The 25,102-nt window shown below is 30.6% G+C and carries 17 protein-coding genes; 5 read left to right on the forward strand and 12 right to left on the reverse strand.

From position 1 onward, the window contains the following. Position 1: 1 nt before the first annotated feature. The 6 genes from OCU47_RS11595 to OCU47_RS11620 all read right to left on the reverse strand — a co-directional run bounded on the left by OCU47_RS11595 (position 2) and on the right by OCU47_RS11620 (position 7,671). Positions 2–1,165 carry an ABC transporter permease gene (locus tag OCU47_RS11595; protein ID WP_261828758.1) on the reverse strand — a complete coding sequence of 388 codons (1,164 nt, stop codon included), beginning with the start codon at positions 1,163–1,165 and terminating at the stop codon, positions 2–4. 31 nt (positions 1,166–1,196) lie between these two features. Beyond that, the gene (locus OCU47_RS11600) at positions 1,197–2,423 is read right to left on the reverse strand and encodes an ABC transporter permease (RefSeq protein WP_261828759.1); all 1,227 of its coding nucleotides are present in this window, start codon (positions 2,421–2,423) and stop codon (positions 1,197–1,199) included. A gap of 12 nt (positions 2,424–2,435) precedes the next feature. Continuing rightward, complete coding sequence (locus OCU47_RS11605; protein ID WP_261828760.1) at positions 2,436–3,599, reverse strand: ABC transporter permease; 1,164 nt, start codon at positions 3,597–3,599, stop codon at positions 2,436–2,438. A 270-nt stretch (positions 3,600–3,869) separates the two neighbouring features. Beyond that, complete coding sequence (locus OCU47_RS11610; protein WP_261828761.1) at positions 3,870–5,714, reverse strand: extracellular solute-binding protein; 1,845 nt, start codon at positions 5,712–5,714, stop codon at positions 3,870–3,872. A gap of 2 nt (positions 5,715–5,716) precedes the next feature. After that, on the reverse strand, positions 5,717–6,574 hold the full coding sequence (locus OCU47_RS11615; RefSeq protein ID WP_261828762.1) for an ABC transporter permease: 858 nt from the start codon (positions 6,572–6,574) through the stop codon (positions 5,717–5,719). An 11-nt stretch (positions 6,575–6,585) separates the two neighbouring features. Continuing rightward, the gene (locus tag OCU47_RS11620) at positions 6,586–7,671 is read right to left on the reverse strand and encodes an ABC transporter ATP-binding protein (protein ID WP_261828763.1); all 1,086 of its coding nucleotides are present in this window, start codon (positions 7,669–7,671) and stop codon (positions 6,586–6,588) included. Positions 7,672–8,002: 331 nt separating this feature from the next. Between OCU47_RS11620 and OCU47_RS11625 the strand changes: the two genes are divergently transcribed. Continuing rightward, complete coding sequence (locus tag OCU47_RS11625) at positions 8,003–10,003, forward strand: M4 family metallopeptidase (RefSeq protein ID WP_261828764.1); 2,001 nt, start codon at positions 8,003–8,005, stop codon at positions 10,001–10,003. A gap of 128 nt (positions 10,004–10,131) precedes the next feature. Here the strand turns inward: OCU47_RS11625 and OCU47_RS11630 are convergent, their stop codons facing one another. The 3 genes from OCU47_RS11630 to OCU47_RS11640 all read right to left on the reverse strand — a co-directional run bounded on the left by OCU47_RS11630 (position 10,132) and on the right by OCU47_RS11640 (position 15,156). Then, on the reverse strand, positions 10,132–12,048 hold the full coding sequence (locus OCU47_RS11630) for an ABC-F family ATP-binding cassette domain-containing protein (RefSeq protein ID WP_261828765.1): 1,917 nt from the start codon (positions 12,046–12,048) through the stop codon (positions 10,132–10,134). 83 nt (positions 12,049–12,131) lie between these two features. Then, positions 12,132–12,542, reverse strand: a complete 411-nt coding sequence (locus tag OCU47_RS11635) for a hypothetical protein (RefSeq protein ID WP_261828766.1) — start codon at positions 12,540–12,542, stop codon at positions 12,132–12,134. Positions 12,543–12,744: 202 nt separating this feature from the next. Continuing rightward, the gene (locus OCU47_RS11640) at positions 12,745–15,156 is read right to left on the reverse strand and encodes a cation-translocating P-type ATPase (protein ID WP_261828767.1); all 2,412 of its coding nucleotides are present in this window, start codon (positions 15,154–15,156) and stop codon (positions 12,745–12,747) included. A 322-nt stretch (positions 15,157–15,478) separates the two neighbouring features. Between OCU47_RS11640 and OCU47_RS11645 the strand changes: the two genes are divergently transcribed. The 3 genes from OCU47_RS11645 to OCU47_RS11655 are packed head-to-tail and all read left to right on the forward strand — an operon-like array spanning position 15,479 to position 17,776. Next, positions 15,479–15,886, forward strand: coding sequence for a GntR family transcriptional regulator (locus tag OCU47_RS11645; RefSeq protein ID WP_261830625.1), 408 nt, complete (start codon positions 15,479–15,481; stop codon positions 15,884–15,886). Then, positions 15,879–16,913 carry a hypothetical protein gene (locus tag OCU47_RS11650; protein ID WP_261828768.1) on the forward strand — a complete coding sequence of 345 codons (1,035 nt, stop codon included), beginning with the start codon at positions 15,879–15,881 and terminating at the stop codon, positions 16,911–16,913. The genes OCU47_RS11645 and OCU47_RS11650 overlap by 8 nt, the downstream gene beginning before the upstream one ends. Then, the gene (locus OCU47_RS11655) at positions 16,907–17,776 is read left to right on the forward strand and encodes an ABC transporter ATP-binding protein (RefSeq protein ID WP_261828769.1); all 870 of its coding nucleotides are present in this window, start codon (positions 16,907–16,909) and stop codon (positions 17,774–17,776) included. The genes OCU47_RS11650 and OCU47_RS11655 overlap by 7 nt, the downstream gene beginning before the upstream one ends. A 43-nt stretch (positions 17,777–17,819) precedes the next feature. On the opposite strand, the gene OCU47_RS11660 is transcribed toward OCU47_RS11655, so the two are convergent. The 3 genes from OCU47_RS11660 to ytaF all read right to left on the reverse strand — a co-directional run bounded on the left by OCU47_RS11660 (position 17,820) and on the right by ytaF (position 23,713). Further along, a complete protein-coding gene (locus OCU47_RS11660) occupies positions 17,820–21,008 on the reverse strand; it encodes a tetratricopeptide repeat protein (protein WP_261828770.1) in 3,189 nt (1,062 codons plus the stop codon). Between the two features lie 14 nt (positions 21,009–21,022). Further along, on the reverse strand, positions 21,023–22,717 hold the full coding sequence (locus OCU47_RS11665) for a molecular chaperone HscC (protein WP_261828771.1): 1,695 nt from the start codon (positions 22,715–22,717) through the stop codon (positions 21,023–21,025). A gap of 387 nt (positions 22,718–23,104) precedes the next feature. Continuing rightward, positions 23,105–23,713, reverse strand: a complete 609-nt coding sequence (gene ytaF / locus OCU47_RS11670; protein WP_261828772.1) for a sporulation membrane protein YtaF — start codon at positions 23,711–23,713, stop codon at positions 23,105–23,107. A 165-nt stretch (positions 23,714–23,878) separates the two neighbouring features. Between ytaF and OCU47_RS11675 the strand changes: the two genes are divergently transcribed. After that, positions 23,879–25,102 (forward strand): argininosuccinate synthase, encoded by a 1,224-nt coding sequence (locus tag OCU47_RS11675; protein WP_261828773.1) that lies wholly within the window; start codon positions 23,879–23,881, stop codon positions 25,100–25,102.

Raw genomic sequence — 25,102 nt, forward strand, 5'->3', positions numbered from 1 at the left:
CCTACTCATTTCTTAAAGCTTCTGCAGCTTTCATCCTAACAATTTTCTTAGCTGGAATTATGGTTGACAAATATCCAAGAACAATTGCTACCATTATACAGCAAATAAAAGTCATCCAAGAAAGCTTAAAACTCCAGCCCACCCTATTTATAAAAGGTTCAAACTCCTTATATAATATACTTTGAGTTATAAAAGATAAAAGTGCTGATAATATAGATATTAATAACAATTCCTTTCTAATCCTATTCATAATAAACTTATCTGTAGCTCCCAGTACCTTTTTAATAGTTATTTCATGCTTTCTATCCATTATCCAGAAAAAAGAAATATTTAGAACATTAAATAAAGCTACTATTATTATAGGAATTCCATTTTTCGCAGTATCTCTAGCTTGCTCATAAGTTGATGCGCCTTCCCAATTTTGCTTTTTGTCATCTATATATAAATTATAACTTTTCATTTCACTCTTTATTTGGTCATATATTTGTTTTTTTTCAGCATCCTTTACTCGGAATGCAAAATATAGATTCAGACTTTTAAGTTTATCTGTTTCTTGAACCCAACTGCGATTTAGTACATCCATGTAGTCTTTTGGTAATCCATTAACTGAAATGCAAAAGACTTTATCCCATGCACTATATTTAAATTCTGGTCCAAGTATACCTACTACTCTATATTCTTTATTATAAAATTTTACTTTCCCATTTACCTCTACTCCTAGAGATTTCGCAAGCTCTTTGCCAATAACTGCTACATTATCTCCCCTCATAGACTCCTCTATAGAAATATATCTTCCTTCAGTTATATTGGGAATAAAATCAGTTTCTTTGGTATACACAGTAGGGATAACTTGAGATTGACATAACTTTTTACCAACTGCAACAATTTGATTGGGTAAGTCTTGTATATCAACCTTTCCATATTTAGAGAATCCGTTGATCACATCTATAGGCTTTCCTGTAAAACTGCTACTTATATAATTCCCTACTGTCAAATAGGAAACAGTTCCATGTTTGCCTTGAAACTCATTTTCATCATTTCTTTTATCTAATTCAATGGAATTAATCACCAAGGATAATATAGTTATACATAAAAAATATCCAAATACTATTGTAAATAAAGTAAACCCTCTATTTTTCCACGAATGAAATAACTTTCTTTTCATAAAAACACCTTCTCCTTCTTAATAAAAACTCTTATTTTCCATGTACTAAATCCACTGGATTCATTTTAGTTATTCTCAATAAAGATGGGATGGCAGATATTATCATTAATACAAAAACTATGCCAGCGCTAATGCCTATTACATAGAAATCCCAAATATAAGTTGGTATTTTAGACATACCTGACATTAATCTAGAAATTAATAATCCTATGGTTACAGAAAACATAAACAATATCATTAATTCCCCCATAACTAATCTTTGTATGTTACTCTTTGTAGCTCCTATAGCTACTCTTACACCAAACTCAGGTTTTCTTTTTACTATGGAAGCCAATACTGTGCCTATAACACCAAAGGAAGTCAAAATTAATATTATTGTTCCATAGAAAATATATTGTACTTTCTCTGATGCAGGTAAAAGCAGCGTTTCAGCCATATCATTTAATCCAAAAAACTGAATTTCTTTATCTGCTCCTGCACGTTTATCGTAATCTTTCTTCACTTCATCTCTACTTACATCATCTTTAAATTTTGCATATACATGAGCATAATCATCATTTATCAAAGACCCTATTATACAAAAATAACCATCATTAGGTCTTCCCGGCATTGCCATATCATATATTTGACTTAATAGTGGATAACTACTATCTAAAATACCTATTATTTTGTAATCTTTTTGCCTAGGATCAACTTTTTGGGGCAGTTTTACAATGCTGCCTACTGGATTATCTCCAGCTAATTCTTCTGAAATTAGTATTGGAATTAATTTATCATCATTATTAACTTTAAAATAATCAGAAAAGCTAATGCCTTTCTTCACTTTGAAATTATACATTTCAGTTAACTCTTTATTATAAGCAGTAACATCTATAGACTGTATTTTAGATTTCAATATTGGTTTACTTGACTTCTCATCATCTGCATACTTAAATACGTATCCACCACTTTCTAATCCTATTTTCTCAACTCTATTATCACCTTTGATAAATTTTAATGCCACATTAACTCCCTCTTGTGGTGATATTGTATCTTGTCCATTCATATCATGATTGCCAATCTCATTATGAGATTTATTTGTATAGCTTAAATCATATACATTACTTTCAATTAATGTTTCTGCCTTATATTTAGTCGCAATAAAATATCTATAATTTGATAATGCTTGGCTCAATACTATTGTGCCTAATATTATCTGAAAAGTTATAGCCAAATTTCTCCAAATATTTTTTCTTATTGAAACTAATATAATACCCATAAGCTAACTCTCCTACTCATATCTTAATGCCTCTGCAGCTTCCATTGAGACAATCTTTCTAGTTGGAATTATAGTTGATAAATATCCAAGCATAACAGCTATAATTGTACACGCAATAAAAGTTCCCACTGATAACTTGAAGCTTAACCCTGTATTCTCAATAAACTGCTCAAAATGTCTATATAAAATATTTTGAATAATAAAAGAAGTACCTGCTGATATCAGTGATATTAATATCAGTTCTATTCTTATTCTTTTTATAATATATTCATTAGTAGCCCCCATAACCTTCTTTATTGTTATCTCCTTCTTTCTATCCATTATCCAAAAGAACGATATATTAAGCACATTAAACAATGCTGCTATTATTATAGGAATTGTAATCACTGTTATTCCAAACACTGCATTTCCTAATCCTCCATCCATCATATCTCCAAAGGATTCTATAATTTGCACACCATACTTGTTCATGCTATTTGATATTTCATCAAATACTTTTTGCCTTTCAGAATTTTTCACTCTAAAGGTTAAGTTTAAATTTAATATCTTATTTTTGTCGCTTTGTTCTGTACAACTATCATTAAGTATAGATAAATATGACTTAGGTAAACCTTTAACTGAAGTAGTAAACACCTTATCCCATACACTCTCTTTAAATTCTGGTCCAAGTATACCTATAATTTTATATTCTTCTCCATAAAAATTGATCTTTCCATTTATTCCAACTCCAAGCGATTTAGCTAAACTCTTTCCAATGACTGCCACCTTATCTCCTCTTACTGACTCATCAATTGATATATACCTTCCTAAGGTTATCATTGGAATGAAATCTGTATCTTTCCTATATTCTGTAGGAATTATTTGAGCTTCAACTTGTTTCTTTCCAAATGATAGTATGCTATTTCTTAACTTTAATACATCTACCTTGCCATACTTAGAAAATTCAGTTATAACATCAATGATATTTCCTTGAAAATTTTTACTTGGATTACTTCTTACAAGAACATAAGAAAAGTTTTCTTTTTTGCCTTGCTGATCATTTTCTGAATTCCTTTTATTTAAAATATAAGAGTTTATAACTAAAGACATTATAGTTATACATAGTACATACCCCAAAACTATAATAAATAAGTTAAAATATTTATTTTTCCACGAACGAAATAATTTTCTTTTCACTGTTCTCCCCCCATTGTTCTTAAATAGCTATAACGTTTAAACATATTAATTGTAACATTGTTAATTTTCTTTTTTTGTCAATTATTGTTATGAATTTTAAAGAATTTTCAGACTTTTTGTTTCTATTTCTGCTTACTTTTTGTATTTTTTTTGATGATTGCATTGAATTTTTTTACTTTTTTATAATACAAAGCAAACAAGGTATGTAAATTAGGATACTTGCTTCCTATCTACATACCTTGTTCATATTTTATTAACGTTTTTTAATTTTTATCTCTTTACTTGAGACCATATATTATCAAATTTAGTTATTTTACTTCCTATATCTTTTAGATACTCACCTTTCTTTACGGCTTCATCTGGTGGGTATACAGCTTGATCCTCTACAATGCTCTTATCCATCAGTTCCTTTGCTTTTCCATTTGGATTTCCATAAGGGAAGGCTTTTGATATTTCTGCACTTATTTCTGGGTCCATTATGAAGTTTATAAACTTTTCTGCAAGCTCTACATTTTGTGCTCCCTTTGGTATTACAAAGTTATCTTGTTGTAAGAACAAACCTTCCTTTGGGATCACATATTTAACATTGTGATTTTCTCTTCTTGCTAAGCTTGATTCAGCACCCCATGCAAAAATTATGCTGGATTCTCCATTAATTAAATTTGTTTTTGGACTATCACTATCATAGGATTTTATATTAGGTTGAAGTTTTTTCAATTCCTCTTTAGCTTTTTCTAAAGCTCCATCACTAGTTTCATTTAATGAATATCCAAGCTTCTTTAAGGTCATACCAATTATAGCTCTTTCATCATCCAAAACTGTTATGGAATTCTTATACTTAGGATTCCATAAATCTGCATAAGAAGTTATCTCGCCTTCTTTAATTTTACTACTATCATAACCAATTATTCCTGCAAGCCACATATATGGTAAGCTATATTTATTCTCTTTATCATAAGGTAACCCTAATCTAGCAGGTTCAAGATTTTTTATGTTTGGTATATTATCTTTATTTATTTCTTGAACTAAGTTTTGCTTACTTAGTATTTCTACCATAAAATCACTGGCTACAGCTATATCATACTGAGCCCCACCAGCCATAATCTTTGCTAACATCTCTTCGTTGGAGGAAAATGTACTGTAATTAACCTTAACGTTATATTGCTTTTCAAATTTATCAATTACTGATTGTGGCAAATATTCTGACCAGTTAAATACATTTAGTACTTGCTTTTGTGCTGCTGAAGTCTTGGCTGCAGCAAATACACCATACCAAGCAGAACTTGCAACTATCAACATAACCAATAAAATTGATACTACCTTCTTCATGTTTAAATGTATTTTGTTAAGCAAAGCTGCTAAAGTAACTACTATAGTTGTAAACACTATAATTATGGTTGATAAAGCATTTATCTCTGGAGTAACTCCAAACTTCACCATAGAGAATACCTTTATTGGCAGTGTAACACTGTTCGGTCCTGCTACAAAGAAACTTATTATCACATCATCCAAGGATAAAGTGAAAGCTAATAATCCTCCTGCCACCACCCCTGGCATTATTACTGGTAGGGTAACATTGAAAAATACTTTAAGTGGTGTGGCTCCTAAATCTCTTGCTGCTTCCTCTAATGATATATCAAAATCATCTAGCCTTGTTCTTACCACTGCTACAACATAGGCAACACTAAAGGTGATGTGAGCAATTATCAACGTCCATCTTCCCAAAGGCAAACCTATCATTGATTTAATTAAAGAGAAAATAGCAAGCAATGAAATTCCCATCACTATCTCTGGAATTACTAAAGGTACATATAACACAGTATCTAGTATGCTTTTCCCTTTGAACTTATATCTATACATTCCAACTGCCCCTAAAGTTCCTATTATAACTGAGGCAATTGTACTTACTATTGCTACAAAAAATGAAGTTTTCACTGCTTCAAGAATTCCTATATTGGTAACAAGACTCTTATACCATTTAAAAGTAAACCCTGTCCAAACCACATTAAGCTTAGACTGATTAAAGGAAAATACTATAAGAACTGCTATAGGCAAATACAGAAATAGTAATATAAAAAATGTATATAATGGTTTTATAATTCTACTTTTCTTCATGCCTAAAACACCTGCCTTCTGCCCTTAGAACCACTGGACTTAGAGTAAATAAATATAATAACAGTCATTATAACAATTAATACTACAGAAATTGCAGAACCAAAAGGCCAATCTCTAGCAGTTAAAAATTGATTCTTTATCAAGTTGCTTAGATGAACTACCTTGCTGCCTCCCATTAAGTCTGTTATAAAGAACAAACCAAGAGTTGGTACAAACACTAAGGTGCATCCAGATATTATTCCACCCTTTGTTAGTGGCAAGGTCACATTTATAAATTTTCTAACTAACCCTGCACCTAAATCATCAGCTGCTTCTAATAATCTCATATCCAACTTTTCAATAGACGAGTATAATGGAAGAACCATAAATGGAAACATCATATAAACCATTCCTATCATAACTGCAAAGTTATTATACATAAGCTTTAATGGTTCACTGATAATATGAAGGTTCATTAATACTGTATTTATTACACCTTCTGTACGTATTAGCATTATCATTGCATAGGTTCTTACCAAGGAGTTAGTCCAAAATGGAAGTATTACAAGCAATAATAAAATTGGTTTAAGCTTTTTGTTTGCCTTTGCCACAATAAATGCAAATGGATATGCAAATATTAAACAAAAAATTGTAGTTCCCAAAGCTACCATCAAAGAATCCATAAATATTCTTAAATATAATGGATCAATAAGCCTTGTATAATTACTTATAGTAAAAGTATATTTTATATCTCCTAATTCTCCTCTAGTGGCAAAACTATAAACTATTATAAGTATAAGCGGTACTACAAAAAATGCTGTCATCCATAGAGTAACTGGGAGTAATGTTGCAACTTTGCCTTTAAGGCTTCTATTTTTCATGCCTTTTCCCCCTATTCCTTTATTACCACTGTATGATTTGCTTTCCAAGTTACGTATACATCTTTATCGCTTTCGTGGGAACCAGTACTGTTTACTATAGACTCATTAACTATGATTTCTTTTCCATTTGATAAACTAAATACCGTCTTTATCTGGGCTCCTATGTATATTCGCTCTTTAAACTTACATTTTAAGTACACATCATCCTCATCAGGTTGATTTTTCAACACTATTCTTTCTGGTCTAACAGAAACAATAAATTTTTCTCCCATTTCGTATCCTAAGTTTGGAATTCTTATTATATCTTTTTCTTCCTCTAGATTTAATAAAACTTCTCTTTCCTTAATCTTAACTACAGAACCTTCCAAAATATTTGTTTCCCCTAAAAAGGTTGCAACAAACTTGGATTTTGGATTTTCATATATTTCTTCTGGTGTTCCCAACTGCTCTATTACGCCTTTATTCATAACCACAATCCTATCAGACATGGTTAATGCTTCTTCTTGATCATGTGTTACAAATATAAACGTAATTCCTAGTTGTCTTTGAAGATGTTTAAGTTCTATTTGCATTTGTTTACGAAGTTTCAAATCAAGTGCTCCTAGCGGTTCATCTAATAACAACACCTTAGGTCTGTTTATGACTGCTCTTGCAATGGCAACCCTTTGCATCTGACCACCACTTAACTGTGACGGCATCCTATCTTCAAAGCCTTGAAGTTGTACCATTTCTAACATTTCCTGTACTCTTTTTTTCTTTTCTTCCTTTGGAACCTTTTTCATCTTAAGTCCAAAGGCTATGTTATCAAAAACATTCATATGCGGAAATAATGCATAATTTTGAAAAACTGTGTTAACACATCTTTCATGTGGAGATTTATTTGTAACATTTTCTCCATCAATTAAAATCCCCCCCTGAGTAGGTTCTTCAAAACCTGCTATCATCCTTAATGTTGTAGTCTTCCCACAACCACTTGGTCCTAAAAGAGTTAAAAATTCACCTTTTTTTATTTCTAAGTTCAAATTCTTAATGATATCCTTAGCTCCATCGTAACTCTTGCAAATATTTTTTAATTGAACAAAAACCTCCCCTGTCACACCGTAACAACTCCTTTATTTTGAATTTTATTTTTTATGCATAACATTTAGAAAACCATGAATATTAATGCATTTTTTCATAGATTTTCACAACATATTTTATAACAGAAAAACATTATCATATTGAACATACTTTTTCAATAGTTTCAATGAATATTTATACAAAAAATATCGCTATAAATTTTTAATTTCTCTATATTAACTATATATTCTTGAAAAATTTATAACTTTTTCATAAATTTTAGTTGCAAATTGATTTCTATGATTGTATAATAATTTTATTCTTTTACATATATTGGGGCGTGTTGGATATGTATAAGGAGGGCTATTTATGAAAAAAAAATTACTATCATCAATTCTAGCAATAACAGTGGTGTCTACATTCCTTGCAGGACCTACATCTGTTAAGGCTACCGTTAACGAAAGAAAACAATTAATCGTTCAATCATTAGAGAACACATCAAAGGGGAATCTAAAAATTACAAACGATAAAAAGACAGGAAAAACTTCATTTATTTCTGGGGATTTATCTAAAAGAAAAATAGCTGACGGTGAACAAGCCTTGCAATTTCTAGATCAAATAAAGGAACTTCTTTCATTGGACAATGTAAGAGATTTCTTTAACGTAAAATCAATAAAGAAGGATAACTTAGGCTTTACTCATGTAAAATTGGCTCAAAAACTTAACGGAACAAATCTTGATAACGGAGATATCACTGTTCACTTTAATAAAGATAATGTGATTACAAGTGTATCCTCTAACATTAATTATTCTCTTTTAAACAACAGCAAATCATTTACTACTGCTGTCACTGAACAAGTTGCAAAATCTGCAGTTGAAAAACAATATGCAAAAACAGACGCAAAAATATCTTCTGCAACAAAATTAATTTTCAACAAAGGCAATGATGCTCATCAAGCTTACAAATTCAATGTATATTATCAACACCCTGAAATAGGAAACTTTGATGTATATGTTGATACAGCTACAGGAAAAATAATAGATTCTGTAAGCAAAATAAGATACGATGGTCCTGTTACAGGTACTGGGGTTGCCGTTAATGGAACTACTAGATCATTAAATTTATATCAATCAGGGACAAGCTATCAAACAAAGGACACTACAAAGCCTATGACTGGTCAAATATTGACTTATACAGCTAATAATGCTCAAACTGAACCAGGAACTTTATACACTAGTTCCTCTAGCACAATTTCTGATAAGGCTGTTGTAAGTGCACACTCTTACGCTGGTGTAGTTTATGATTTCTACAAAACTATATTCAATAGAAATTCTATAGACGATAATGGCATGAGTATAAAATCCACCGCACACTATGGTTCAAAATATAATAATGCTTTTTGGGATGGAACTCAAATGGTTTATGGTGATGGAGATGGAACAACCTTCAAATCACTAAGTGGAGATTTAGATGTTGTAGGCCATGAAATGACTCATGGTGTAACTAGTTCAACTGCTGATTTAGCTTACCAAGATCAATCTGGTGCATTAAATGAAAGTGTATCTGATGTGTTTGGAGTGCTAATCCAAACTTGGGATAAGTACAATGTAGCTAAGGGTGGAACTTGGACTTTCAACCCTTCTGATTGGGTAGTTGGAGATGAAATATACACTCCAAATATAGCTGGAGATGCTTTAAGAAGCTTAGCTGATCCTACTCTATATGATCAACCTGCTAATATGAGTGATTATGTTAATACTTCTGATGACAACGGAGGTGTTCATACAAATAGTGGAATACCAAACAAGGCTGCCTTCCTAGTTGCACAAGCTATAGGTTGCGAAAAAACAGCAAAAATTTATTACCGTGCATTAACAACTTACTTTAATAGTAATACAGACTTTGTAGGAGCACATGATGGTTTGGTACAAGCTGCTACAGACTTATATGGTGCAAGTGGTGCTGAAGTTGCAGCTATAAATACTGCATTTAGCTCTGTTGGAGTTACAGGTTCATCACCTTCTGCAGACACCTATGAGCCTAATGATTCATTAGCAACTGCTTATTCTATAGTTTCTGGACAAACTTATAACTCATTTATCTACAGCACATCTGATGTTGATTATTATAAGCTTCCTGTAACTAAAATTGGAACTATCAGCATAAGCTTAACTAACTTAGCTGGAGATTATGACTTATACCTTTATAATTCCTCTGGAACTAAGGTTGGAAGTTCATTAAAGAGTTCTACTGCAAATGAATTAATAACTTACTCTGCTAGTAAAACCGGAACTTACTATGTAAAAGTTGTAGGTTATAGTGGTGCATATAGCAAAACAAAACCTTATGCATTAAAAGCAACATTCTAAAGTGCACATTTAAATAAATAATATTGGCTGCATCAAAATAGAAACTTATTTTGATGCAGCCTTTTAAATGTCACTTTATTTAAGCATTGAAAGTACCTAGGTTTATATGCCACGAATATTTTAACTTGTTATTTATTTTCAGAAGCCTTATTTCTCTTTTCATCTTCTATCTTTTCTGCTAAATCATTTAAATATGTCCATCTATCATATTTTTCTTCAAGTTCTGCTTCTAGCTTCTGTTTTTCATCCATAAGTTCTTGAAGCTTAACAAAATCTGTAGCTGACTTTTCAATTTCTTTATCTAAATCTTGTATGCTGTTTTCTAAATTTGCAATTACATCATCTATTTCATCAAATTCTTTTTGTTCCTTGTAAGAAAACTTGAGAGCTTTTTCTTTCTTTACTACTTCTTTTTTCTCTTCTTTTATTTTTACTTCTTTAACTACTTCAGCATCATTCGCTTCCTTCCAAAGAAGAAAATCAGAATAATTTCCATTTAATCTGCTGATATTTCCTTTTCCATCGTAAGAAAAAATCTTATTACAAATCCTATCTAAGAAGTATCTATCATGGGAAACAGCTATAACTGGGCCATTAAATCCATCTATGAAATCTTCTAATATGGTTAAAGTTGCTATATCCAAATCATTTGTTGGCTCATCAAATAGCAATACATTAGGAGCTTCCATCAACACTTTTAGTAGATATAATCTTCTTCTCTCTCCTCCTGAAAGTTTTCCTATAGGTGTATATTGCTTCTCTGGAGAAAACAAGAATCTTTCTAGCATTTCTGAAGCAGAAATTCTATCCCCATTGGCCAATGGTAAGAACTCAGCAATTTCTTTTATATAATCAATAACCCTAGAATTTTCATCCATGTGATAGGTTTCCTGAGAAAAGTACCCAATCTTAACTGTATCACCAATTTCAACTGTTCCTGAATCTGGTTGAATCTTACCAGCTAATATGTTCATAAGTGTACTCTTTCCTACACCATTTTCTCCTACTATACCAATTCTATCATCTCTTAATAACATATAAGAAAAATCATTTATGACCTTCTTATCAAAACTCTTTTCTAAGTTATAAAGTTCTATTATTTTATTGCCAAGTCTTGACCCTACTACAGAAAGTTCTAGATTTTCTTCTTTAATCTTTACCATATCTTCCTTCAATGTTTCAAACCTATCTATTCTAGCCTTCTGCTTAGTTGAACGTGCCTTAGCGCCTCTTCTGATCCAAGCCAATTCTTTTCTATAAAGATTTTCTCTCTTTCTTTGAGCAGCAACTTCGCCCTGCTCTCTCTCCAATTTCTTTTCTAAGTAAAGAGAGTAATTTCCTTCATAAGTATATAGATTTCCATCATATAACTCTATAATTCTATTGGTTACCCTGTCCAAGAAATACCTGTCATGTGTAATCATTAATAAGGCACCTTTTCTAGAGTTTAAATATTCCTCTAACCAATTTATAGTTTCACTATCCATATGGTTTGTAGGCTCATCCAAAATAAGCAAATCACTTGGAGTAATCAATGCTGATGCCAATGCCACCCTTTTTCTTTGTCCACCAGATAGTTCAGCTATTTTCTTATCAAAATTATCTATACCAAGCTTTGTTAATATCATCTTAGCTTCGCTCTCAAATTGCCATAAATTCATACTATCTATCTTACTTTGTATGCTTATAAGCTTGTCACTAAACTCTAATTCACCAAAATTAACTTTAGAAAGAACTTCTTCATATTCTCTCAACAACTTCATTTCTGGTGAATTTCCTTTAAAAACTTGTTCTAAGATTGTAGCATTAAAATCAAAACTTGGATTTTGACTTAAGTATTCCACTCTTATTCCATTGCCTTTGGTAATTTTACCTTCATCACATTCTTCAACACCTGAAATAATCTTAAGTAATGTGGACTTTCCAGTACCATTTACCCCAATTAATCCAATCTTATCTCCCTCATTTATGCCTAAACTTACATTATCAATTATAGCCTTAGTGCCATAATTTTTTGTTATATTCTCTATTGTAATTAAATTCATTAACATACCACCTCTAATTGAAATCTAAAATTCCGCTTTAGTCGTATTTACGTTCTTAAGTCATACTTAAAAAATAAGTAAGATTATAACTCACTATTTATTTTAATCTGCTTAAAAGCAATACTCTTATCTACACTTAAGTTATCTATATCTATACATACCTTATATATGTTGGGACAATTCTCTTCTCTCCACATCCTCATAAACTTTGGAGTTGCTATCAATGAATAATAAAATTTTTCATCAATGTAATCAGAAAATTCTAAATAACTATCAATACTTTTTGCATCTATCTTTACATCACTTTTATCCAAGTTATTGAAAATAGGTAAAAAATATTTCATGCAGAGCTCATAATTGTAACGTCCCTTTATTTCTTTTCCTTCCATTAAGGCTCGTTTTAAAAAAACATACTTTTTTTGTTGTTCTTCTTTAATATTAATCTTAAATACAGGTTCTCCTGCTTTATTTTTGTCAATCTTTATTCTTATCATCAGTTTTCTCTCCATTATTAGAGACTTATACCAAGGTATCTAAAAATAACAATAAAATCCATATACTAAACAATTTTCAGATACCAAAACTCTATTTTTTATTACATATGTATTATAGCATGATATTTTTCAAAACATAGTTTTTTCTCCTAGGAAATATAACTAAATTCTAAAAAATAAGAAGAGCTGATGCAGATTCTTCTTATTTTTTCGCACCAGCTCTTATCTTATTTTCTTTTTTAGCTTCTCTTTTATCAATAAACCTAGCAACCACTCTACTTAATACAGCTAAACAGAATACTGCTGCAAGTATGCAAGTTCCTACAATTACTATATCGTAGAAATTCAAATGACTGAAACTAAATACTCTTCTGCATATTTTAATAACAAAAGCAGAACAAAAGATTCCAATCATCACAGCACAAACTGCTACTTTCAGCTTCGTTAAAGGTTCAGAAACTCTCAATAAAATTAACATACTAAGAATACCTATTATTAAAGTACAAATAGTTTTGCTTTTAAAATCTGGAACACCTGAAAAGTTTAACAATAAAGATACTAATATTACACTTAATGCAATTACTATCCCATTTGGCAAGGACATCTTTAATACCCTTGTTAAAAATCCCTTTTGAACCAAATCTTCATTAGGCTGCAAAGCTATAAAGAAGGATGGTATTCCAATTCCTAAAGATCCCACTAACGATAACTGTATAGGTTCATATGGGAAAGGAAGCAAAATCAATGCAAATATTATTGATAGTATTACCGCATATACAGTCTTAGTTAGATATAAATTAGCGGCTAACTCTAAATTATTTATTGTTCTTCTCCCTTCTTGTACTACCTTAGGAAGGGATGCAAAGTTTGAATCTAATAGTACTAACTGAGCAACAGCCTTGGTAGCATCACTACCAGAAGCCATGGCAATTCCACAATCTGCTTCTTTTAAAGCTAATACATCATTAATTCCATCACCAGTCATAGCTACTGTATGACCATCAGCTTGAAGCGCTTTCACCAATTCCTTCTTCTGATGAGGAGTTACTCTTCCAAATATAGAATTTTCTCTTACAGCTTTTCTAAACTCTTCTTTATCCTTTGGTAAATCTGTAGCCACAACATATTTATCAGCATTTTTTACTCCAGCTCTTTTTGCAACAGCTGCTACAGTTACAGGATTATCACCAGAAATTATTTTTATATCTACACCCTGTGTATCAAAAAACTTTAATGTATCAGGTGCTTCTGGTCTAATGATATCTTCAATTATAATCAAAGCTGCCTTTTCTAAATCTGCGGGAACTATTTCACTTAATCCCCTTGGAGATTTTGCTAAAAGTAATACCCTTCGTCCCCTTTCAGCTTCTTCAAATACTTGTTCCTTTATTTCATTATATTTTTCTTTATATAAAATCTCTGGTGCACCTAAATACCAAGCACCCTTATCTTCAAATTCAACAGCACTCCACTTTTTAGAAGATGAAAAAGATATTTTATTTGTAACCTCAAAATTACCTTTTTGATTATATCTTTCTAGTATAGCTTCTTGAGTTGGATTCACTACTGAAAATGAATGTACAACTGCTGATAGTGCTTCTTCTGCCTCTTCTTTTGATATATCAAAATTCTTTACATCTATAACCTTTAATTTACCTTCTGTTATTGTGCCTGTCTTATCTAAACATAGCACATCAACTCTTGCCAATACCTCTGTAGCTGGTAACTCTTGAATTAAAGTGTTGTACTTTGATAATCTAACAATACTGACTACAAAGGTTACACTAGTAAGAAGTACAAGCCCTTCTGGTATCATTCCACTTATACCTGCTACTACACCTATAACAGCCTCTTGCCAAGGTTTATTAATAAAATACATTTGAGTAAATGTTAAAAGCAATCCTGTAGGAACAATAATTTTTATTAAAAATGATAAAATTTTATTAATTGAATTTTGCAATTCTGAATTTATCTTCTTAAATCTTTTGGCTTCTTCAGATAACTTTGAAGAATAAGTATTGGCACCTACAGCTGTAACCACAGCATAACCAGAACCTGACCCTACAAAGCTTCCAGAAAGTAATTGTTCTCCTGGATTTCTTATTAAATAATCAGATTCTCCTGTTAATAATGCTTCATTTACTTCAATCTTACTCCCTGGTAAGACTTCTGCATCTACTGGAATTTGACACCCTGATTTCAAAAATATTAAATCATCCAATACAATTTCTTCTACATCTATTTCTCTTTCTACTCCATCTCTAATAACTGTAGCCTTAGACCTAGCTAAAATCGTTAATTTTTCAATGGTCTTCTTTGCTCTTAGTTCTTGAATAACTCCTATAATTGCATTAGAGATTATAACTCCTGCAAAAATTGCATTCTTAGGTGATCCTGCAAGAATAACTAATAAAGCTAAAACTACATTTATCCCATTAAATAGTGTAAATACATTAGCCCAAATTATTTGTCCTATAGTCCTTGATGGAACCTTTGGAATCTGATTAACTTTCCCTTCTTTGATTCTTTTCTTTACTTCTTCTTCACTAAGTCCAAGTTGTTCTCCTTCATACGAATTAATATAATCATTTCCGTTTAGTACTCCCATGCTCATATTTTTTCTCCTAGTAAAATTATTTTCTATATATAGTTATATCCAATTTACAAAAATCATTGCTAAGATATATTATATCGGATTTATATATTATAACAAATAAAGTTTTCCTTAAATTTTCCTTAATTGATATTTAAGCTTTATTGAATTATAAATTATCCCCTATCAGTTACCATATCTTTCCTGTATCGCTTAACAACTATTCCTTTTTGTCGAATATTTTCTCTTTACTATATTTTTGAATAATGTTATATTTTAACTATACCATAGTGTACCATTTGTTGCAATACACTTGTTACACATTATACAGGAGGTGTTTATCATAATAAATATAGATGCAAGGAGCAGTACTCCTATTTATGAGCAAATTATTTTAGGCATAAAAGAACTTATAATTAAAGAGATAATCTCACCAGGAGACAAACTTCCTTCAGTGAGAGAAATGGCTAACATGCTAACTACAAATCCTCAAACAGTTAGTAAAGCTTATAACGAGTTAGAACGACTTAATATTATCGAAACTCTTAGGGGAAAAGGTACTTATGTATCAATGGAATATAAACCTAAATTAGAGGAGGAAAAAATGCTAAAATTCAAAAAAGATTTAAAAAAGCTTTTAATGGATGCACACTATATGGGACTTAATGAAAATCAAATCAACTTAATTTTCAAAGAAGTATATGTTAACCTTTTAGGAACTGATCATGAAGGAGGATCAATTAATGAATAATAAATATTTTTCAAAAGCACTTTTTTATGATGAAAGAAATAACTCTTATTTTATGATTTCATTATGTGGAATTTTTTATCTATTTAATTTCTTTGCTTTTTTTGCAAGCTACTATAACACTGGCTACTATACTTTCAGTACGATTCTTTCTATTAATGGAGCTTTTCCTATAATCTTTCTATTAATAGGCTTATTGGAAAGTTATAGTCATAAAAGTGATAAGTATAGTTTAATGCTAACTCAACCTTATAAACGAGATGCAATTATAATAACAAAGTTTGTTTCTTATTTTATAGGGATTGCAGTGCCTTTATTGGCTTATGGTCTTCTTAGTTCCATAATTGTATTTTTCTTTAATGGTAGTTTCTCTGTTGAAGGAAAATATACACTAGGAACATTATGGCGAAATCTTTTCTTGCTTATATTGATTTGCTCCTTAATAAGTGCCTTTGTGCAGTTCTTACAAACACTATTTGGAAAATCATTCATGGCATTTTTACTACCTTTTTTATTGATTTTTGTAGCAATCCCATTAATATTTACAGCACTTATCCCATTAACTAGTGGAAAAATACCTTTTTTAAAAACTTTTTTGATTTATTTAACTGATAACTTTTTACCAAATACTTTTCAATCTTTTATGGTATACATTATGAATCCTAATGATTTATTGATTAATAAAGTGGTTATTGTATTTACAATACTACTTCTAACTTTAGCATTCTTAGCAGCTTCAATACTATTAAACAGACGAATTAAATTCGAATCAATTTCAGATTTATTTATGTTTGGATGTGTGAGAACTATTTTTAAGATAGCTTGTGCAATATTAGCTGCTTGTATAACAGTATTGTTAGTTTTAGTAATAACAGCACTTATAGCTGTAAAACTGGAACTTGGTCATTTTTCTAGTTTTATAAACCAAGATATTATTCTATTATTTGTAGATTGTATATTAGTTGCTATTTCTATTTTGTATTATAGATTATTCAATAAAATTCAGAGAAGGAGGGATTTATCATGCTAAAAATAAACAACTTATCTAAGTCTTTTGTAGATAAAGAGGCTATTAAAAATATAAATCTTACTGTAAATAAAGGCAGCATCCTAGGTCTTGTAGGACCTAATGGAGCAGGTAAATCCACCTTACTTAGAACTATAGTTGATATATATACCCCAGATACTGGCTCAGTTACATTAGATGGAGAAAATATTGAAGACAATCCTTCTATTAAAGAAAGAATTGGCTACATGGGAGATAGAAATGACTATTTTAACAAATGGAAAATAAAGCATATAGTTAAGCATTATAAATTTGCCTATGTTAATTTTGATGAGGAAAAATTCAATAAAATAAATGAAGTTTTTCAAATTCCATTAAATAAAAAAGTTACAAAGCTTTCAAAAGGAAATATTTCTAGATTATTTTTTATGTTGACACTTAGCTCTAATCCAGACTTATTAATACTTGATGAGCCTACTTCTGGCCTTGACCCTATTGTTAAAAGAAAACTTCTTAAGATACTAGTAGACGATGTTTTTGAAAGAGAAACCACAGTTATTATTTCTTCACATAACTTAAGTGATTTGGAATCCATATGCGATCATATTGTTTTCATTAATGATGGAGAAATAATAAAAGATAATTCTCTAGACACCCTAAAGACAGATATGAAAAAACTTCAAATAATATTTAAAGAAAATGCTCCAGAAGACTTTGAGCATTGGAAAGAGTTCTTGCACGTAGATAAGATAGGAAGAAGCTTTAATGCCATTACCAATTGCTGCAATGAAGAATTAATGAACAAACTAAAAGAAAATGGTGCTCTATTCATAGAAGAACTTGATATGAGCCTTGAAGATATGCTAGTCTACACAATTGAACATTAATAGAAAAAATCCTCTCAATCTAAAATGATTGAGAGGATTTTTTCTATTTCTTGCCTTCTACTCTAGCAATTGCTTCTTTATATTCATTATCATCATCATCTGGGTTTATTTCTAATGCTTTTTTATAATTAGCCAATGCCTCTCCATAATTCCCCTTTGCTTCATATATCTCTCCTAAGCAGAAATATCCTTCATGGCAATTTTTAAGTTCACAATTCTTACAGTTTGAAGCCTTCTCTATAGCTATTTGAAGGTATTTTATTGCCTTACGGAATTTTTTTAATCTCTTGTAACATTCTCCAAGATATTTATAAGTACATGCATCCTGTTCTTTCTCTTTGATTTTTTCTAGATATTTTTTAATAGCACATTTATAATCACTTTCTGCCTTTCTTTTTTCTCCTGCTTTTTCATATGATTTTCCCCTAGAAATATATAAGTTCAAATTATTAGGGGATACTTCCATCTGTTTTCCGTAATATTCTGCAGCCTTTATATATTCCTTTAATCCTTTATAATAAACATCTCCTACATTCCTAAAGGCATATTCATTATTTGAATTTAATTCTATAGCTTTTAAGTAGCATTTTAAGGCACTTTCATAGTCCTTTATTTCTTCTTCAAAAACTACCCCTAAGTCATTATATAAATAATCATCCTCAGGAGTAATCTCTAACTCTTTTTTATAATCTTCAACGGTTTTATCAAATTTCTCTAACTTTTTATAAATCCTGCCTCTTTCATAGTATAGTGACTCTGAATTAGGAACTGCCTCTATTCCTCTTGTATAAGCTTTTATAGCCTCTTCAAGCTTATCCATATTCACATAACATTTAGCAATATTCTTATAACCTTTCTCAAAGGTAGGTTCTATCTCTACAGATTTTTCAAAATACTCAATAGCCTTGCTATATTCCTTGTTATCTTTATAAATGCAACCTATATTATTATAAGCTGAATAACTATCAGGACAAATTGCTATAGCTTTCTCATAATCAGCTTTTGCCTTATCAATATTATCCATTGATGCATAAGCTAGTCCCCTATTTATATAGTAATATTCAGATTCTGACACTTCTAATTGTTTTGTAAAATAATGTACTGCTGTTTGATAATCACCGGAATCTGAATAAATTTCTCCTAGTTCATTATTAGAATATTCATCTTTAGGATCTACCTCTAAAGTTCTCTTATACGCCTCAATAGCCTCTTTTTCTTTGCCTAACCTTCTATAAATATCTGCCTTACGCCTATAAGCCTCACCATCGTCAGGAACTTTACTTATTATATAATCGTACTCTTCTATAGCTTCATAGTCCTCATTAAGATCTACATACATCATAGCTCTTGAATAATACTTATACATCTCTGATGGATTTGCTTCTATTGATGCATTCATAAACTTTATTGCTTTTTCAAAATTCCCCTCACAAGCTAATACTATGGCTAATTCGTAATTAACATCTTCATTCTTAGGATCATCCTTAAGGATATCTAAGCATAATTCTTTTGCTTCTGAATATTTTTCAATTTTTCTCAAGGTTCTTATCTTATATAATAATATTTCATCATTATTTAATTGAAGTTCTTCTACTCTTTTTATAATATCTAACACGGCTTCATTTTGTCCCACTTCAAAATAGATCTTTATTTCTATTAAGTAAGTATCTACAAAATAAGGATATATACTAATTTCAGACTCACAATTATCTATAGCCTCTCTATATCTACCTGTATTGTACAGTGCCTTTGCCTTATACAGATATAAATGTGCAACACCTGAATCAATTTCTATCCCTCGATCACAAAGATCAATAGCCTCGTCATATCGCTCTAGTTCAGTTAATAAATATGCCTTTCTCACTATGAGATTTATACTTTCAGGATTTGTGTTAAGTCCTTTTTCATAACATTCTAAAGCTTCCTCTGTTCTTCCAAGACATTGTAACTGATATCCTTTATTATTTAGTACATAACTATTTTCAGGTTCATCTTCAAGCCATTTATCAAAATAACTTAATGCCTCTTCATACTGCTTTAATGAAGAAGAACATCGTCCCATTAAATCATAGTACTGATATTTATCATCTTCCCCTGGTGAAATCTCTATACCAACCTGCTTACATTCTTCATATTTATTTATTTCAAATAATGTCCAAGCTAAGCTAAATTTAATCCCTGTTTCTTCTGGAGATTCTTTTAATTTTTCCTTATAATACTCTACCAATTCACAATTTGTTGAATAAATACATTGACTTATATACTCATCATAAGGATATCTTTCACTTACTTCAATATAATAATCCTTAGCCTTTTCATAATCTTTAAGCTTTGAATAACAATCTCCTAAACCTTTCGTTGCTCCTATATGATTTGGTACAGTAGCTATTACTTTTTCATACAATTCCTTAGCTTTCTCAATATTATCTGAACGCCATTCAACTTCTGCCACTGCAAAGTATACTCTATAATCCTCTGGATATTGTTCTATTAGATCTTCTCCTAGTTCTCTAGCCTCTTCAATTTTATTAGTCATAAGATTATACCTAATTTTTGTTATTATAAAATCAGGATGAATAATACCCAAGGCTTCAATTTGTTCTAGAAGGTCATTCATTGTATTTTCAAATTCTTCTTTTTCCATGTCATCCCTGTTATTAAATGCTCTCTGCATCTGATAGTATAAAGAAATAAAATTTTCATAATCCTTTCCTTCTTCTATAGAAAACGAATCATACCTAATATCATCGCTATATTTAATACTATTCACAACAAAGGTAATGAAATTTTCCGGAAAATTTTCTTTTAGTTCCTCTTCTCTGTCTAACCAATGAAAATGTTCATCTAAAACTATCCAAACCTTTTGCGGTATATAAAAATAATCCATAAAATAAGTAAGTAATCTGTTACTAATATCTTCAGAAGAATCCAATTGAAAACACACGGGATCCTGTAATAGCTGTCTCCAGTTTTCTTCATCTATCCTCAACTCAAAATCATTGTACAACTCTTCAACCCTATGCATCCATATTCCTTCTGGGCTAAAGTCTATTTCTTTAGGTTCCTCTTCTTCGTCAACACTCTTAATTAATGCCTCATAAGCTGCTCTTAATTTTTTAAATCCTTCTGGATCATCTTCTGGATGAAACACACTTAATTTTTCCATGTAAGCTTGCTTTATAAGTGCTTTATCCTTTGTAGGGTCTATTCCTAATATACTCCAATTATCCATTTACCCATTCCCCTTTATAACTGCTCTTCTTCTATTTCATCAAATATTTTTTTAAGTTCTATAGATGCTTTTTCTATATCTAAAGGATTTTGCTTATCAAGTATATCTTCAAACCATTCTAAATATCTAGCTACCTGACTTCTTGTTTCCCCTATACTTTCTTCATATAGTCGTTCTCCCCTAGAAATCAATAATTTATTTTCTTCTTTATCTCTTGGATGGATTTTAAGTTCACTCAATTCTTTTAATCTATTCTCAATTTCTTCTTCACTCATATAACCAGGATTCTTTTCTATTACAATACGTTTTTTAAGTCCAGTAGAAACTACAGTAACTTCAACCTCAAGGATTCCATTTATATCATAGGTGTATGTTACATCTATTGCCTGATCTCCTGCACCTGAAATAGGTACTGGTACATTCAATTCCCCTAAATAGATATTATCCCTTGAAAATCTGCTTTCACCTTGCAGAATTTGCACAGTAATCTTCTTTTGATTTTCATTAACTGTATATAACCTATCTGTTTTACTTACTGGAATAACTGTATTTCTTTCAATGATAGGATAAAAATGTCCTGATTCATAATATCCGCCTGGTTTCTGCACTGATACGCTTGTACCCAAAGTATATGGACATACATCAGTTAAAACCACTTCCTTAATAGCAGTATCTCTAGCCTTCATGGCAGCTTGCATTGATGCTCCTATAGCTATAGCTTCATCTGGATTAATATGAGTATCTGGTAGTCTGCCAAATAATTTTCCAACAAAGTTTCTTATAATAGGAAGCTTTGTTGCTCCTCCTACTAGTACAATAGAATCAATCTCCTTAATCTTTATTGCTGCATCTCTTAAAGCTCTTTCTATAGGTCTTCTAAGTTTAGCAAGTAGCATTTCACAAGCTTTTTCATATTCATCTAAGGTAACTTCATACTCTAAAATCTCCTCATTAACCTTACATTTCATTACTACAGTTTTACTTTCACTAAAAGCTATTTTACTAATTTCAGCCTGCCTCTTTATATTAGCTTTTGTTTTATAATCTACTGAATCTAAATCTAACTCCTTGGCTTTTACAAACATATTAAATAAAATTTCTGTAAAATCTTCTCCTCCTAAAAAGTTGTCTCCACCTACAGCTCTTACTTCCATAATATTTTTATATAATTCCAATATAGAGACATCAAAGGTTCCTCCACCTAAATCAAAAACAAGAAACTTAGTGTTAACCTTTTCTGTATGAAGTCCATAAGCTATAGCTGCAGCTGTAGGCTCATTAATAAGTCTTTCTACCTTTAATCCGGCAAGTTGACCTGCCCTTTGAGTAGCTTTCCTCTGAGCATCATTAAAATATGCTGGTACGCTTATAACTGCTTCCTTCACTTCTTGTCCTAAAAATATTTCTGCATCTTCTTTTAAAGATCTAATAATTAATGAAGATAACTCTTCTGGTAAAAACTTTTTCTTTCCCAAAGAAAATTCTTTATTACTTCCCATGCTTCTCTTAAATACAGATGCAGTTTCATTAGGATATGCAATTTGTCTCTCCTTAGCAACTGCTCCTACAAATATTTGTTCGTTTTCATCTACACTAACAACTGATGGTGTTAAATGCTCTCCTAGTCTATTAGGAATTACAACTGCTCCATCCTCTGTAAAATAAGATACAAGACTATTAGTTGTTCCTAAATCAATTCCAATAATCATACACTTTTTCTCTCCTTTATTTATGTAAAGCACTCTTTGGCAACCTTATACATATAAAAATAATACATTATTCTAGGATTATATTTTAATCCAATTATACTTTTTACTATAAGAAAATTATACCATAATCTTTATAGTTATTTAATACCATATTTATTTTAAAATTATATTTATTAATATCTTATGCATTGTATGTACCATACTTTCTTCAAAATATGTAATACTCTTGCTTTAAAACTTATTATAAAAAAGCATAAGTAAAAATGTAATTGTTGTACTCATGCTTTTTTAACTAATTATATATTCTGTTGTTTCCAATCTTTTAATAATATAGGCATTAATATTGATGTATATTGATAGAATATATATTTAAGATTTAAGATATTTCTATATTACTTGAATTATTCCTAAAATAATTAGTACAGCTCCTGCAACAAATGAAGCTTTCTTATCTAAATCCCATTTCTTCAAAAATACAGTAAGATAATTTCCAAGCCAAAGTGCAATAAAACTAATTACTGCTGAAAAAATTCCAACAAAATACCAGGATAGCCCTATCATTCCTGCACTCACACCACCACCAATATTATTAACAGAAAGCGCTATTCCAAGTACTGTTGCTTCTTTCAAATCAATATCAGAAGATTTATCTCTATCCGCATTTTCCGGATTATCAAGCACGCCTTTTAATGAAAAATCTACTTGTTCATTATTTTTAATATCTTTCTTCTTTTTTACATAAGGTTCTAGTATAATCCATAAACCTATTGAGCATAGTAGAACCATACTTATTATTGAAGATACAGTTTTATTTAGATATACAGTGGTTAACTCTCCAAAATAAGCTGCACCTCCAGAAATAACAAAGGTTATGAAAGATATCCACAAATTCTTTAAAAAAGGGATTCTTATGCCTCTTATGCTGTAAGCAATCCTAACACCTATATTATCAAGATTATTTACTAGGGCAATTAAAAACGTGTATAGATAACTCATACGCCCCTCCTATTTAGTTCTGATAATATATGCTATTAATAAAACTAAAAAGAGTTCCTTTTATAACTTCATATATAAAACAAAGATTTATTTTAAAAAAATGTTGCATAGTTATGCATTAATATATATAATTATTGCATAAACATACATAAAGGGGGTTATTTTATGAATAAATTAAATAAAGTCGTATTAGCATACTCTGGAGGATTGGATACTTCAATTATAATTACTTGGTTAAAAGAGAATTATGGATGTGAAGTTGTTTGTGTTGCAGGTAATGTTGGTCAAAATGATGAATTAGATGGCTTAGAAGAAAAAGCATTAAAAACAGGAGCATCTAAGCTTTACATCGAAGATATAACAAAAGAATTAGTAGAAGATTTTATCTTCCCTGCATTGAAAGGTAATGCTGTCTATGAAGGTAAGTATTTACTTGGAACAGCTTTTGCACGTCCAATCATAGCCAAAAGACTAGTAGAAATTGCTCATAAAGAAAATGCAGATGCAATTGTTCATGGTTGTACTGGTAAAGGAAACGATCAAGTTAGATTTGAGCTAGCAATTAAAGCTTTTGATCCTGATATGAAAGTAATAGCTCCTTGGAGAATTTGGGATATAAAATCCAGAGATGAAGAAATAGATTATGCAGAGGCTCATAACATTCCTATAAAAATTACTCGTGAAACAAATTATAGCAAGGACAAAAATCTATGGCATTTAAGTCATGAAGGACTTGATCTTGAAGATCCAGCAAATGAGCCAAAGTATGATGAAATTCTTGAAATGTCAGTTTCACATGAAAAAGCACCTGACATTCCAACTTATATTACTTTAAGTTTTGAAAAAGGAATTCCTGTTGCTTTAAATGGTGAAAAGTTTGATGGAGTTTCACTTATTCAAAAGTTAAACGAGATAGGTGGAAAGAATGCAATAGGTCTTTGTGATATGGTAGAAAATCGTTTAGTAGGAATGAAATCAAGAGGTGTTTACGAAACTCCTGGTGGAACAATATTATACTATGCTCATAAAGAATTAGAATCTCTTTGTTTAGATAGAGAAACCTCTCATTATAAAGAACTAATAGGCCATAAATTAGGAGAAGTAATTTACTTTGGTCAGTGGTATACACCTTTACGTGAAGCTTTATGTGCATTTATAGATAAAACTCAAGAAACTGTAGCTGGTGATGTAAAACTTAAACTTTATAAAGGAAATATAATTACTGCTGGTATAACTTCACCTTATTCTTTATACAGCGAAGAATTTGCAACTTTCAACGAGGATGAAGTATACAATCAAATGGATTCACAAGGATTCATCAACCTATATGGTCTTCCAATAACAGTTAGAGCAAAAATGCAAAAGCAATCTAATTTAGGAGCCAAATAG

It is taken from the genome of Clostridium sp. TW13, from assembly GCF_024345225.1.
GTDB classification, from domain to species: Bacteria; Bacillota; Clostridia; order Clostridiales; family Clostridiaceae; genus Inconstantimicrobium; species Inconstantimicrobium mannanitabidum.